This window comes from Streptomyces sp. NPDC047869, from assembly GCF_040704065.1.
Taxonomy (GTDB): Bacteria; Actinomycetota; Actinomycetes; order Streptomycetales; family Streptomycetaceae; genus Streptomyces.
The window spans coordinates 1-12,624 of sequence record NZ_JBEYRK010000037.1 but is presented as its reverse complement, the minus strand read 5'-3'; the positions used below and the strand labels follow the sequence as shown (position 1 = coordinate 12,624).

The window sequence follows — 12,624 nt, the reverse complement described above, 5'->3', positions numbered from 1 at the left end:
CTCCTGTAGGGACGCTACTGTGTAGCCACGCTACATATGTCGATGGACAAGCTAGCCGGGCCGTCGACATGACGCAACATCAAATGGGATCTACTCGGCACCAGTTGGCGTGGAGCAGCGCGCTCCGGAAACGACGGAGCCCTCGGCGAGCGGCGCTCCCGAGCCGGGAGTACCGCCCGTCGAGGGCTCTCTTCGCGGGCCGAGAGGCCCTAGGGGCGGTCGGCTCCGCGCAGGACGCCGAGGAAGCGCTTCAGGGCCGTGCCGAAGTACGCGCCGGCCAGGAGGGTCAGCGTCGCGGGGATGGCGACCATGGGCCAGTCCAGCGACTCCGGGTGGCTCAGGCCCCGGTTGAGCAGCAGCAGGACCAACGCGGCGAGCACGCCGAGCATGCCGATGAGCGCCGCGAGGGTGCCGGTGGTCACCATCTGGTCGCGCCGGGCGGCCGCCGCGGCGATACCGGTGCCCTTGCGGAGCCCGGAGAACGCGCCGGCCAGGGACAGCACGCAGCTGAAGGCCACGACCGACAGCCCCATCAGCAGCAGCGGCGGATGGTACGGCCAGGGCCCGGCGGGGCCACCGAGCAGCGCGGACGCCCAGGTCGCCGCGAGCAGCGGCAGGGCGCAGATCGCGTGCAGGGACAGCCGGTTGGCGCTGATGCGCAGCGTGGCGTCGTTGTAGGCGCGGGCGACCTCGGACGGCGGGCCCCACTCCAATACGGCGCGGTTCGCCGCTTCGTCGACGTCGGTGCAGTCGTCCAGATTGCACTCGGCCGCGCACTGCAGACCGTCCAGCACCTCGTCGATGATCGCCGAGCGGCGCGAGTCGGGTCCGACCAGGTGCCGGGCCAGATGGTCGGTGTAGCGCTCCAGTACGGCCGTCACGCCTGTCCGCCCAGTACGACCGAGATGAGGGAGGAGACCTCCTGCCACGCCGTCCGCTTGTCGGCCAGGGCCCGACGTCCGGCGGCGGTGAGGAAGTAGTTGCGGCGGCGACGGCCGTTGTGGGTGTTCCACTCGCTGCCGACCAGTCCCGCGGCCTCGAGCCGGTGCAGTGCCGGATAGACCGTGCCGGTGGGGAGGTTGATGGCATCGCCGCTGCGCCGCCTGAGTTCCTCGATGACGGCGTAGCCGTGCTGCGCGCCGGGCTCGAGCACCGACAGCAGCATGCCTTCCAGGTTGCCTCTCAGGTTCTCCGCCTTCACGTCTCCCCACATTACACAGCGGGACCGGAACCGGACACGCCCGTTTGCGCCGGACCGTCCGGCACCGCTGTCCCGTTGGGGCGGGTCCTCCCCAACGCGACCGGCCCGCAGACCGGTTCAGCCGGCCGCACGGGTGTCCCGTGCGGGAGTGTCCACGCCTTCCCCGGCCGCGTCGGCGCCGGTGGCACCACCCGGCTCGGGCACCACGGCCAGGCCACGCCGGGAGCTCCTGGCACGGATGAAGTTCAGCATCGGCCCCGTCATGGCGGTGGTCACCAGAGCCATGACGACCATCATGGAGTACAACTGGGCGTCGAGAAGGCCCAGTTCCAGGCCCACCCCGAGGACGACCAGCTCGGTCAGGCCACGGGTGTTCATCAGCGCCGCCAGGGTGCCCGAGCTCTCGGCGGGGAGCCCCTGCGAACGCGCGCCGAAGTAGGTGCCGCCGAACTTGCCCGCGACGGCGACGAACAGTACGGCGGCGAGCTCGGTGAGCCCTTCCAGGCCCAGGCCGCGCAGGTCGACCTTGAGCCCCGCGACCACGAAGTAGACGGGGAGCAGCAGCGAGGTGATCTCACCGGTGCGCTCGTGGATCTCCTTGCGCAGCGCCTGCGTGCCCTCGCGGGGCATCAGCGCGCCGAACAGGAAGGCGCCGAAGATGTAGTGCAGGCCCATCATCTCGGTCGCCACGCCGGACAGGAAGATGCCGGCCATCACGCCGGCCATGCCGGTCGGGGTGAGGGTGCCGGAGCCGCCGTGGACGAGGAACCGGCGCAGCAGGGGCCGCACGGCCAGCAGGAGCAGCATGAACGGGATGAGCAGGGAGACCTGCCAGTAGTCGTCGGCGCCGGCGACCACCGCCTGCACACCGGCCAGCGCCGACCAGGCGAAGACGTCGACGACCGCGGCGGTGGCCAGCGCGAGGCCGCCGATGGCCAGCCGGGACATGCCCCGGCCGACCAGGATGCGCGCGAGGACGGGGAACGCGGTCACCGAGACCGACAGGCCGATGAACACCACGAAGGCGGCGTGCTGCTGGGCCGGGTGGTTGCGCAGCAGGAAGAAGGCGAGCGGGATGCCGAGGGCGAACGGCACCAGGGTGGAGCCCAGGGCCGCGCCGAGGGTGATCCTCACCCGGCCGCGCAGGAAGCGGTGTTCCAGCTCCAGTCCGACGACGAACATGAACACCGCCACTCCGATGTTCGCCAGCGCGCCCAGGAGCGGCCGCACATCGGCGGGGACGAGGTGGTCGGTGACCGAGGCACCGAACAGGGTGGGACCCATGAGGACGCCGGCCAGGATCTCGCCGACCACGGGCGGCTGGCCGAGGCGGCCGGCCAGGGCACCCAGGCCGCGGGCGAGCAGCACGATCAGCCCGAAGTCCAGGAAGAGGAATTGCACTTGATGACTGGTCATGATCGTTACGGTCCTCGATCGGCTGGCGTCGACGGGCGCGGGTGGCGGGGCGCCATCCGCGCGATGGAGCACGGCAGCGAGGCGGTTCACGGTGTTCACGGGGGACGACCACGTGGCGAACGGCTCACGTGACGCCTCGCGGCCATGCGGTGGCGCGGCCCCGGTGCGGGACAGGCGCGCGGCCTCGGGGGACAGGCGAGGGCGGTGAACGAACCCGGCGCGCCGGCCGCCCCGTTCGGCGGCCGCGCCGCGGGCGGCGATTCCCGGCGGGAAGGACGCACGTCCCCGGCCGGCGTCCACAGCATGGCGCCCGGGCCGCTCCCCTGTCATCGCCCAGATTGCTCAAGTGGCCGGTACGCACCGGCCGGAATCAGCCGGGTGGCACTCCGACCGGCCCCGGGTTCCAGATCCTTCGCTTCCCCGGACGTACAGGGATATCGCCGGAGAATCGCCGAGACCGCCCTTTGCCGCCACCATTCCGCGGTGGCGCGTTATCGGTTGCTCCGGGGCGTACTCGTGTGCGAAGCTCAATCAGTCGTGACAGATTGCAACGGGGGTTGCCACATGTTCAAGATTGAACTTAGGCGTTTGCAACGCAGATTCCGGCGCGCCGAGCCGCACAGCCGGTTCCACTGATTCGCCGCTCATTCCTTCACCTCGCCTCCCGGCGGGAGTTCCCACTCGCCATCCGGCACGCACGCAACGCCCTCGGCGCCTTCGGCTGAGGATGCGGCCGTGCGCGCGGCCGACCCCTCGGCCCCGGACCCGAGGGCCCCTTCAGACCGGCTGAGCTGCAAGGCCGCGGTCCGGTGCGAGGTGTGCGGCACACCCGCGCGGGGTCTCGCCCGCTTCAGGGTTCCTGCTCGGCGAGCACTGCCCCGCGTTCGTGCGGGTGCGTTTCCGTGCTGCCGTCACTCGTCTCGGCGAGACGGCGCGGGCCCCATGACGGCCACACATCCATGCCGTACCGTCGTCGACCAGATCAGGGAGTGCCCAGACAATGGAGCGTCTCACCCGCCGCGCCGTCACGACCATTCGCGAGAACTACCAGGAGCCATTGGTGCTGGACGACCTGGCCCGATCGGTGATGATGAGCAAGTTCCATTTCATCAGGGTTTTCCAGCGCACCACGGGCGTGACACCCGGGCGTTTTCTGAGTGCCGTACGCCTGCATGAGGCGAAGTCACTGCTCATTCACAGCTCTTTTAATGTGGCCGATATATCCGCACGGGTGGGTTACAGCAGCGCCAGCACCTTCTCGCGGCGTTTCACGGGCTCGGTCGGGCTCTCCCCCACCCAGTTCCGGCGGGCCGGCCGGGGCGACACGCTCGGAGATCCGCGGATCGCGCCCGCTCCCGTCGCGGGCGGTGCCCACGGGTCCGTGGCGGGGACGGTCCGTACGCAGGGAAGGTCGCGGCACCCGCTCTACATCGGCTTGTTCGACAGCCCCATCCTCCAGGGGCAGCCCGTGGCCTGGACGAAGCTCGACAGGGCCGGGGCGTACCAGCTGCAGCGCGTTCCGCCCGGCATGTGGCACCTGCACGCCGTGACACTCGGCGCCCGGGCGACGGGCGACCAGTGGGGCGACTCCCCCCTGCTCGTGGGGACGGTCGGCCCCGTGCAGGTCGGCGCGAACGGCTGCACACGCGTCGACGTGGTGCTCCGGCGGGAGGACTGGACCCGTCCGCCGGTCCTGCTGGCCCTGCCCGGCTTCGGCTCGCGTCCGGCGCGGCCGCGAGCCGCTGACGGTGCCTGTCCGGCCGGACCGCACCGCTCCGAAGCCGGGTTCCGGGCCCCGCACCGGCGCGCGGCGGCGGGCGCCTGACACCGGCTGCGCCCTGCACGGCGATCGGGAGCTTTCCGTCGTCGGCCGCACCGGCGTACCGCATGACCACCGGTCAGCCGGGCCTGACGGCGAAGACCCGCCAGAACCACATCTGGCCCAGCGCCACGAGAACCAGCGCCGGAAGCACGGTCGCGGTCAGCAGCGTCAGGGAGCCGGAGTCGGCGATCGCGCGGGAGAGCTCCACATCGCCCACACCCGAGCGGGTGGCCAGAACCGCGGTGCCGTTCGCCGCGCCCACCATGGCGGGCAGGGCGGCCAGCGGAGCGGCCCCCAGCAGCAGGGCCGCTCCGGTGCGGCCCGTCGCCTGCACCCGGTCGGAGGCGTACACGCCGGCCGCGGCCAGGGCGGCGGCGGTGCCCACCGCCACGGGGGCGCCGGTCACCATCCCGCAGGTGGCCACGACGAGCAGCGGCAGCACGAGCAGTACCGGGGTGAGCACCCGGGTCAGGCGGCCGAGCGCGACCCGCAGCGCGCTGCCCTCCGGCAGGCGGCGGGCGGCGTGGAGCGACCCCTGGCGCAGGCTGCCGGTGACGGCCAGGGCCGCGCAGAGCAGCGTGAAGGGGTGGGTCAGGTCGGCCATGGTGACCACGGCGTGCCCGTCGGACGAGGTGGACAGGCCCCGGACCAGCACACCCAGGACGATGCCCCAGCCGGCCGCCAGTACCAGGCTGGCGCCCGCCAGCGTCGCGTCCCACGCCCGTCGCCAGCCGGCGCCCTCGTGCGCCGTACGGAACCACAGCGCGCCGTCACGCAGGAACCACGCGGTGAGCACGGCGAGGAAGGGCAGCCGCAGCGCCCGCAGCACCTCGCCCTCCGCCACGGGCAGGGCCCCGAAGAGCAGTCCGCCGAAGGCGACCAGCCACACCTCGTTCGCGAGGAAGAACGGGACGATCGAGCGCCGCAGCCGGGCGCGGCCGGTCTCCGTGCCGGCGAACGGCATCAGCATGCCGACGCCGAAGTCGGCACTCTCCAGCGCCAGATAGCCGGCGAGGAGGAGCCCGACCAGGGCGTACCAGAAGACATCCACGGTTGATTCCCCGTCAGCTGGTTGTAGGTGCGGTCATCGAGGTTTCAGTAGGAGGGGCGGACGTCCGCCGCGGGTGTCCCGCGCTCGTCCTCCCGCAGCACCCGGCGCTCCTCGTCGTCCGGGAAGAGCCCCGTGTCACCGAGCAGCCCCACGTCCGGTCCGAGCCGCGCGAACCGGGTCATCAGCACCCAGTCGACGACGGCCAGGACGACGAGGACGAGCGTGAACAGGACGAACGAGGCGAGCATGCCCCCGGGGGAGACGTCGGCGACGGCGTCACGGACGGTGAGCTCGCCGGTGACCATCCACGGCTGCCGGCCGACCTCCCTGCTGAGCCAGCCGCACACCAGGGCCAGGAACCCCAGGGGCAGCATGACCGCGGGGAGCCGCAGCCTGAACCGCCGGCGCGCGAGCGTCTCGCCCGGTGCCCCGCCCCGGGCCGCCGTGGCGGGGATCCAGGCCACGCAGGCCAGCAGGACGCCGATGACGAGCATGATCACGGAGGCCACGCCCACCCAGGCGGGCGGCATCCAGTCGCCGGCGCCGTACCGGGCCGCCGCATCGGCCCGCACGGCGTCGAGTTCCGCGCCGCCGCGGCCCATCAGCACGGCGTACTTCTCGGGCTGGTAGTCCTTCAGCGCGCCCAGGTGCACGAAGCCCGCCACGACGGTGACGAGCGCACCGCCGCCCGCGAGGAGCGAGCCCTGGACCAGCGTCGGGCGGAAGAAGTCGGTGTCCCGGCCGCGGCGCAGGTGGTGGGCGCTGACGGTGGCCAGGAGCAGTCCGGCGAGCAGGGCCACGGCCCCCGCGATGTGCAGTACGGCGTACCAGGTCGCGCCGTTGGCCAGGAGGGCGCCCCAGTCGGTGACGACCGCGGTGCCGTGGCGCATCTCGTAGCCGACCGGCTTCTGCATGAAGCCGTTGACCACCATGACCCAGAAGGTGGAGACGTACGCGGTGAGGGCGACGCCCCAGATCAGCGCGAGATGGACGCGGGGCGGCACGCGGTTGAAGCCGAAGGCCCAGAGCCCGAGGAAGGTCGATTCGAGGAAGAACGCGACGACGCTCTCGACGGCCAGCGGAGCGCCGACGACATTGCCCATGACGTGGGAGAGACCCGACCAGTTCAGCCCGAACTGGAACTCCTGGACGAGTCCGCTGATGATGCCGAGCCCGTAGTTGATGACGTAGAGGCCGCCCCAGAAGCGCACGCGGCGCATGCGGGTGGCCCGCAGGGCGAGTTCCTCGGTGCGTAACGCCCGGGTCTGGGTCAGGGCGACGACCGTGACCAGTCCGAGGGTCACCGCGACGAACAGGAAGTGCAGTGTCGCGGTGACGGCGAACTGGAGTCGGGCGAGGTCAACTGCGTTCACGTGGCGCTTTCGGTGAGAGTGGGGGTCAGGGACGGCCGGCCGGCGGTTCGTGCTGGTGGGCCGGCGTCGCGGACCAGCCGAGCTGGGTGCGCGCCTGTGCCACGAGGGCCCTGGCCGCCGGGCTCATGCGTCCGCCGGCCCGCCAGGCGAGGGCGAGGCCGCCACGCAGGTGCATGCTCGGGATGGCGACGGGGTGCAGCTCGTCCGGCCGGGAGAGCACGAACCGCTCCGGAAGGATCGCCATCCCCACGCCGCGCGCGGCGAGTTGGGCCAGGACCCGCGGGTCGCTCGCCTCGAAGGCCACGCGGGGCTTGACGCCCGCGGCCGCCCAGGCGGCGTCGGACGCTGCCCGCAGGGCGCTGCCGCCGGGCAGGCACATCAGGGGGTGGCACTCCACCTCGTCGACGGTGATGCCGGTGCGCTGGGCGAGCGGGTGGTCGTGGCTCACCGCCCCGATCAGCAACTCGTCGGCGATGACCAGTGTTTCGAGGCCGGCCGGCGAGTCGGAGCCGACGCCTATGACCGCGACGTCGATCCGTCCCGCCCGCACGGCGTCGACCAGTTGCTCCGTGCTCCCCTCGCTGAGGGATATCTCCACGGCGGGGTGCTGTTCGCCGAAGTCCGCGACCAGTTCGGGAAGCCGCATGGACAGGGAGGAGGCGACGGAGCCCAGCGTCACGGGACCCTGCACGACGCCGGACACGCTCTCCACCGCGTCCCGCACACCGTCGATACCGGCCAGCACCGCGCGCGCGTGCGGCAGTACCGCCGCGCCCACGCCGGTCAGCTGGACCGTCCGGCCACCGCGGTCGAGCAGGTCATGTCCCAACTCGCGCTCCAGCCGCCTGATCTGCGCACTCACACAGGGCTGGGTCACGAAGACACGCGCGGCCGCCTTCGTGAAGCTGGCCTCTTCGGCCACCGCCACGAGGTACTCCAGCTGACGCAGTTCCATGCGCTGATCGTACCGGCGGGCCCGTGACGGAGGCCTCGCATTCCGGACAACCTGGGAACGACATGTACACGAACTCTCAAATGCGCTTGCGGGAAACGTCAGATCACTGTGAACCCGTCGCCGCGGCCTCCGGCACGGCGAGCCGGTTCAGCGTGCCGGCCAGGTACTGCTCGCGGCAGGGGCGGCGGCGCACCTTGCCGCTGGTCGTCTTCGGCAGGGTGCCGCGGCGGATCAGCACCACGTCCGCCACGTCGATCCGGTGGTTGCGGCGCAGCGCCTCCCGCACGGCGGTCGTCACCTCCTCCGCGCTCGCGTACCTGCTCACCCGGCTGTCCCCCTCGACCACCACGACCACGGACTCCTCCGTGCCGTCGTCCACCGGGAACGCCGCGGCGGACGCCGGGCGCAGCAGCGGGTGGCTGCCCTCGACGGTGTGCTCCAGGTCCTGCGGGTAGTGGTTGCGGCCCTTGACGATGATCAGGTCCTTCAGTCGGCCGGTGATGAAGACGTCACCGCCGTGCACGAATCCCATGTCACCGGTGCGCAGGTACGGACCGTCCGACTCGGCGCCGGCGATGCGTGCGCGGAAGGTCCGCTCGCTCTCCTCCTCGCGCCCGAAGTAGCCGGCCGTCACGCACGGGCCGGACACCCAGATCTCGCCGACCTCGTCGGGTGCCGCCTCCTTAAGGGTGTGGGGGTCGACGATGCGTACCCGGGTGTCCCCGACGGTGCGGCCGACGCTCATGACCGTGCTGGTCGCCACCGTCGCACGCGGCTCGTCGGGGACCGGTGCCACCGTGCCGAGGCTCAGCGCCCGCGCGTCCAGTACGAGGGGCGCCGGCTCGGCGTCGGGCGCGCTTCCGCTGACCTTGAGGGTGTGCTCCGCCAGGCCGTAACTCGGTGAGAGGGCACGGCTGTCCAGGCCGTCGGCGGCGTACTTGCCGACGAACTCCCGCAGCGTGTGCTCACGGACCGGCTCGGCGCCGTTGGCGGCCATCCGCCAGCTCGAGAGGTCGATCGAGCCGCGCACGCTGTCGCTGCGCACGCACAGGTCGTACGCGAAGTTCGGGGCCGAGGAGTGGGTGCCGCCGAACCTCGAGACCGCCTCCAGCCAGCGCCCGGGCCGGCGTATGAAGGCCTCGGGACCCATCAGGTACGAGGGCCGGCCCGCCCACAGGGGCAGCACGATGCCCAGCAGGAGGCCCATGTCGTGGAAGAACGGCAGCCAGGAGACGACGGAGCCGTCGTCCTCCATGGGCCAGAGGCGGTCCGTCTCCCAGGCGTTGAACCAGAAGTTGGAGTGCGTGACCATCACGCCCTTGGGCGTTCCGGTGGAACCGGAGGTGTACTGCAGCAGCGCCACGTCCGAGACGGCCGGCACGGGCAGCTCCGTCCCGGCGGACGGCGCCGGGAGCTCGTCGGTGGCGACGATCTCCAGGCCGGCCAGCTCGGGCGACCCGGCGAAGTCGGCGAGCACCTGGTCGCGGACCTCACGGGTGGTCAGCACCAGCGTGGTACGCGCGTCGTCGGCGATGGTGCGCAGCCGCTGCACCGCCTGCGTGCGCGTCGGCACCTGGACCGGGGCTCCCATGAGACCGGCCGTGGTGCAGGCCAGCCAGGCCCGGATGAACTCCAGGCCGTTGGGATACATCAGTACGGCGCTCCGGCGGGGGCCGGCCAGCTCGGCGAGGGCGCCGGCGCGTGCCCGCACCTCGTAGTGCAACTGCCCGTAGGTGACCTGCTCGCCGATCTCCTCGCCGTTGCGCAGGTAGACGTAGGCGACGGTGCCGGGCATCTCGTCCGCCCGCCGGGCCAGCAGGGCGGGCAGCGGCAGCGGGGTGCGCTCTGTCATGGAATCAGTGGTCATTGCCGTCCGTTCGTCGCGTGGCAGGCGGACATTTCCCGGGGACCGTTCAGGCGAGGCCGGTGAGCCCCGCCCGCGGCGCGTTGATGAGCGCGGCCATGTTTCCGGGGGGCTGGCGGTTCTCGTGCATCAACTGGTGGGCCTCGCCGATCTCCTCGAGGCCGAACAGCCCCGAGAGGCAGGGGTCGAGCTGCCCGGAGGCGACCAGGTGGATCAGGGCGCGGCACTGGGCCGGGTTGAAGCCGTGCGAGCCCTGCAGCCGCTTCTGCCGCATCCACAGGAAGCGCAGGTCGACGTCGGCCGCGTAACCGGAGGTGCCGCCGCAGATGGTGACCATGCCGCCGTTCTCGCACAGGTACATGGAGGTGGGGATGGTGTCCTGACCGCTGTGTTCCAGGACGATCCTGGGCGCGCGGCGCTCGCCCAGCGCCTTCCAGTAGGCGCGGCCGAAGCGCCGCAGCTCCCCCATCCACGTGCCGAAGGCGACGGGATCGTTGAGGTCGGGCATCCGGCCCCAGTGCGAGAAGTCGCGCCGGTTGACCGTGCCGACGGCTCCGAGGCCGCGGCAGTACTCGGCGCGTTCCTCGCTGGAGACCACCGCGACGGGCAGGCCGCCCGCGTTGCGCACCAGCTGGATGGCCATGGAACCCAGCCCGCCGGCGCCGCCCCAGACGAGCACCGGGTCCCCCGGCTTGACCGTGTTGGGCGCCCAGCCGAACAGCTGGCGGTACGCGGTCGAACCGGTGAGGATGAAGGAGGCCGCGGACTCCCAGGTGAGGTTCTCCGGCTTCGGGTGGCACTGGTAGTCGTCGACGAGCGCGAACTGGGCGAAGGTGCCGTAGTTGGACTCGTATCCCCATGCCTGGAGGGTGGGCGAGAGGGTCGGGTCTCCGCCGAGGCGGATGTCCTCCGCGGTCTCGTCCCACTGGCCGCCGGAGAGCACCACCTGGTCGCCCACGGAGACCCCGGAGACCCCCTCGCCCACGGCGAAGACCACGCCCGAGCCCTCGGAGCCGCCGATGTGGAAGTCCTCGGGCTCGCCGCGCTTCTGGCGGGCGGCGATCACGTCCAGCGGGTAGCCGAGGCCGGCCCAGACGTTGTTGTAGTTGATGCCCGCCGCCATCATCCAGACGAGGACCTGGCCGCGCCCCGGCTTCGGGGTGTCGATGACCTCGGTGGTGAAGGACTTGCGCGGCTCGCCGTAGCGGTCCGGGCGGATCACGGACGCGTACATCTTCTCGGGAACGGTGCCGAGCGGCGGCATCTCGCCCAGCTCGTAGAGGCTCTTGCCCATGGTCGAAGCTCTCCTGGTCTGCGTGGTCGGTGGGTGGGTCGAGCGGAATGCGAAGTGCGGGAGGCGCCCGGTCAGGCCGCGGGCGCGGGGAACGCGGTGCGCTCGTAGGGGTAGCCCGGCAGGGAGGTCCTGCGGGGGGCGCGCCCGGGGTGCAGCGCCGGCCAGGCGATGTCGACGCCGGCGGCCCACAGCGCACCGACCGCCGACAGCAGGACCTTGGGGTCGGGCGTCTCGTCGGTCGGGTGCGGCAGGGCGGGCAGGATCGGGTGGTTCCAGCGCAGCTCGGCGTGGCGGCGGGCCAGCGAGGTGAGGGTGGTGCCGGGACCGACCTCGACGAGGGCACAGCCCTGGAAGGCGTTCAGCGTCTCCAGCACGTCGTGGTACCGCACCGCGTGGCGCATGTGGCGGCACCAGTACGCGGGCGTGCGGATCTCCTCCGGGTCGGCCCAGGTCCCGGTGGTGTCGGAGACCACCCGGATCGCCGGCCGGTGGAACGTGATGTCGGCGAGGAAGGCCTCGTACTCGTCCAGCACGGCGTCGACCAGCGAGGAGTGGCCGGCGCCCGGGACCTTCAGCAGGCGCGTCTCCAGCCCCTTGGCCGCGTGCTCCTCGACGAACCGCGCCACCTGCTCGCGCGGCCCGGACACGGTCACCTGGTCGGGGCCGCTGATCACGGCGATCCCGACGCCCTCGGGGAGCAGCGGGAGCAGTTCGGCCTCAGGCAGCCGTACCGCCGCCATGGCGCCCGGCGCGAGGCTCAGCAGCAGCTCGGTGCGCTTGAGGACCATCCTGACCGCGTCGGGGAAGGAGAACACCCCGGCGACGCACGCCGCGGCGTAACCGCCGAGGCTGTGACCGACGACCGCCGCCGGCCGGACGCCCCAGCGGATGAACGTCTTCGCGAGGGCGTACTCCAGCACGAACACCGCGAGTTGCGCGATCCGGCCGTCCGCGACGGACCGCCGGGCCGCCTCCTCGCGCTCCTCCCCCTCGGGGTCGAAGACGACGCCGAGGTCGATGCCGGAGGCATCCCGGACGTGCGCGACGCACGCGTCCAGGTCGGCCCGGAAGCGCGGATCGAGGCGGTACAGCCCGCGTGCCATGCCGGCGTGCTGGCCGCCGTGCCCGGGGAAGGTGAAGACCACGGGCGGCGGGCTCCCCGCCGGCGCCCCGCCGGACCGGTCCTTGGTCCTGACCTTGACCTCGGCGAGCGCGGCGGCGGCCTCGTCCGCGTCCTGGGCCACGACGAAGCCCCGGTGCGCGTACCGCGTCCGGCCGGTCTGCAGGGTCCACGCCGCGTCCTGGAGCTCCTCGCCGCTCCCGGCACGCCGCAGCCGCTGTCCGAGCCGCGCCGCCACCGCGGCGAGCGCGGTCGCCGACCTGGCCGAGTACGGCAGCAGCTGCCAGCCCGTGGCGGCCGGGGAAGTCCCGGCGACGGCCGCCGGGGGCTGTTCCACGATCGCGTGGGCGTGCGTGCCGAAGGGGCCGCGGGCGCTCACCGCGGCGCGGCGCGGCACGCCCTCGTGGCCGGCCCGGCCGTCCTCGCCGTGCACTCCAGTACCTCGGCCGCCTGCTTCGGGTCCCGGACACCGGGGAGTTCGACGATGATCCGGTCGTCACCGGAGCGGACGAGGCTGGGTTCGGCGAC

10 protein-coding genes are annotated in these 12,624 nt (G+C 72.4%); 1 reads left to right on the top strand and 9 read right to left on the bottom strand.

The features are described from left to right. Window positions 1-209 precede the first annotated feature (209 nt). From AB0924_RS33125 to AB0924_RS33115, 3 genes are all read right to left on the bottom strand, one after another. Window positions 210-881 (bottom strand): hypothetical protein, encoded by a 672-nt coding sequence (locus AB0924_RS33125; protein WP_366913443.1) that lies wholly within the window; start codon window positions 879-881, stop codon window positions 210-212. Continuing rightward, window positions 878-1,201 (bottom strand): helix-turn-helix transcriptional regulator, encoded by a 324-nt coding sequence (locus AB0924_RS33120; protein ID WP_358934546.1) that lies wholly within the window; start codon window positions 1,199-1,201, stop codon window positions 878-880. The genes AB0924_RS33125 and AB0924_RS33120 overlap by 4 nt, the downstream gene beginning before the upstream one ends. A 117-nt stretch (window positions 1,202-1,318) precedes the next feature. Next, window positions 1,319-2,617, bottom strand: a complete 1,299-nt coding sequence (locus AB0924_RS33115; RefSeq protein WP_366913442.1) for a cation:proton antiporter — start codon at window positions 2,615-2,617, stop codon at window positions 1,319-1,321. 1,000 nt (window positions 2,618-3,617) lie between these two features. Between AB0924_RS33115 and AB0924_RS33110 the strand changes: the two genes are divergently transcribed. Beyond that, window positions 3,618-4,442 carry an AraC family transcriptional regulator gene (locus tag AB0924_RS33110; protein ID WP_366913441.1) on the top strand — a complete coding sequence of 275 codons (825 nt, stop codon included), beginning with the start codon at window positions 3,618-3,620 and terminating at the stop codon, window positions 4,440-4,442. A gap of 73 nt (window positions 4,443-4,515) precedes the next feature. On the opposite strand, the gene AB0924_RS33105 is transcribed toward AB0924_RS33110, so the two are convergent. From AB0924_RS33105 to AB0924_RS33080, 6 genes are all read right to left on the bottom strand, one after another. Further along, window positions 4,516-5,490, bottom strand: a complete 975-nt coding sequence (locus AB0924_RS33105) for a cytochrome d ubiquinol oxidase subunit II (protein WP_366913440.1) — start codon at window positions 5,488-5,490, stop codon at window positions 4,516-4,518. A 44-nt stretch (window positions 5,491-5,534) separates the two neighbouring features. Further along, complete coding sequence (locus tag AB0924_RS33100) at window positions 5,535-6,863, bottom strand: cytochrome ubiquinol oxidase subunit I (RefSeq protein WP_366913439.1); 1,329 nt, start codon at window positions 6,861-6,863, stop codon at window positions 5,535-5,537. Window positions 6,864-6,888: 25 nt separating this feature from the next. Further along, window positions 6,889-7,818, bottom strand: coding sequence for a LysR family transcriptional regulator (locus tag AB0924_RS33095; RefSeq protein WP_366913438.1), 930 nt, complete (start codon window positions 7,816-7,818; stop codon window positions 6,889-6,891). A gap of 103 nt (window positions 7,819-7,921) precedes the next feature. Continuing rightward, a complete protein-coding gene (locus AB0924_RS33090) occupies window positions 7,922-9,670 on the bottom strand; it encodes a fatty acyl-AMP ligase (RefSeq protein ID WP_366913437.1) in 1,749 nt (582 codons plus the stop codon). A 61-nt stretch (window positions 9,671-9,731) separates the two neighbouring features. Beyond that, window positions 9,732-10,976 carry a crotonyl-CoA carboxylase/reductase gene (gene ccrA / locus AB0924_RS33085; protein ID WP_366913436.1) on the bottom strand — a complete coding sequence of 415 codons (1,245 nt, stop codon included), beginning with the start codon at window positions 10,974-10,976 and terminating at the stop codon, window positions 9,732-9,734. A gap of 71 nt (window positions 10,977-11,047) precedes the next feature. Further along, a complete protein-coding gene (locus tag AB0924_RS33080) occupies window positions 11,048-12,529 on the bottom strand; it encodes an acyltransferase domain-containing protein (RefSeq protein WP_366913435.1) in 1,482 nt (493 codons plus the stop codon). Between the last annotated feature and the right edge of the window lie 95 nt (window positions 12,530-12,624).

What these genes read in the sequence shown, in the direction of transcription:
- AB0924_RS33115 (WP_366913442.1), bottom strand. Translation starts at nt 2,617, where the DNA reads ATGACCAGTCATCAAGTGCAATTCCTCTTCCTGGACTTCGGGCTGATC.
- AB0924_RS33110 (WP_366913441.1), top strand. Translation starts at nt 3,618, where the DNA reads ATGGAGCGTCTCACCCGCCGCGCCGTCACGACCATTCGCGAGAACTAC.
- AB0924_RS33095 (WP_366913438.1), bottom strand. Translation starts at nt 7,818, where the DNA reads ATGGAACTGCGTCAGCTGGAGTACCTCGTGGCGGTGGCCGAAGAGGCC.
- AB0924_RS33090 (WP_366913437.1), bottom strand. Translation starts at nt 9,670, where the DNA reads ATGACAGAGCGCACCCCGCTGCCGCTGCCCGCCCTGCTGGCCCGGCGG.
- ccrA (WP_366913436.1), bottom strand. Translation starts at nt 10,976, where the DNA reads ATGGGCAAGAGCCTCTACGAGCTGGGCGAGATGCCGCCGCTCGGCACC.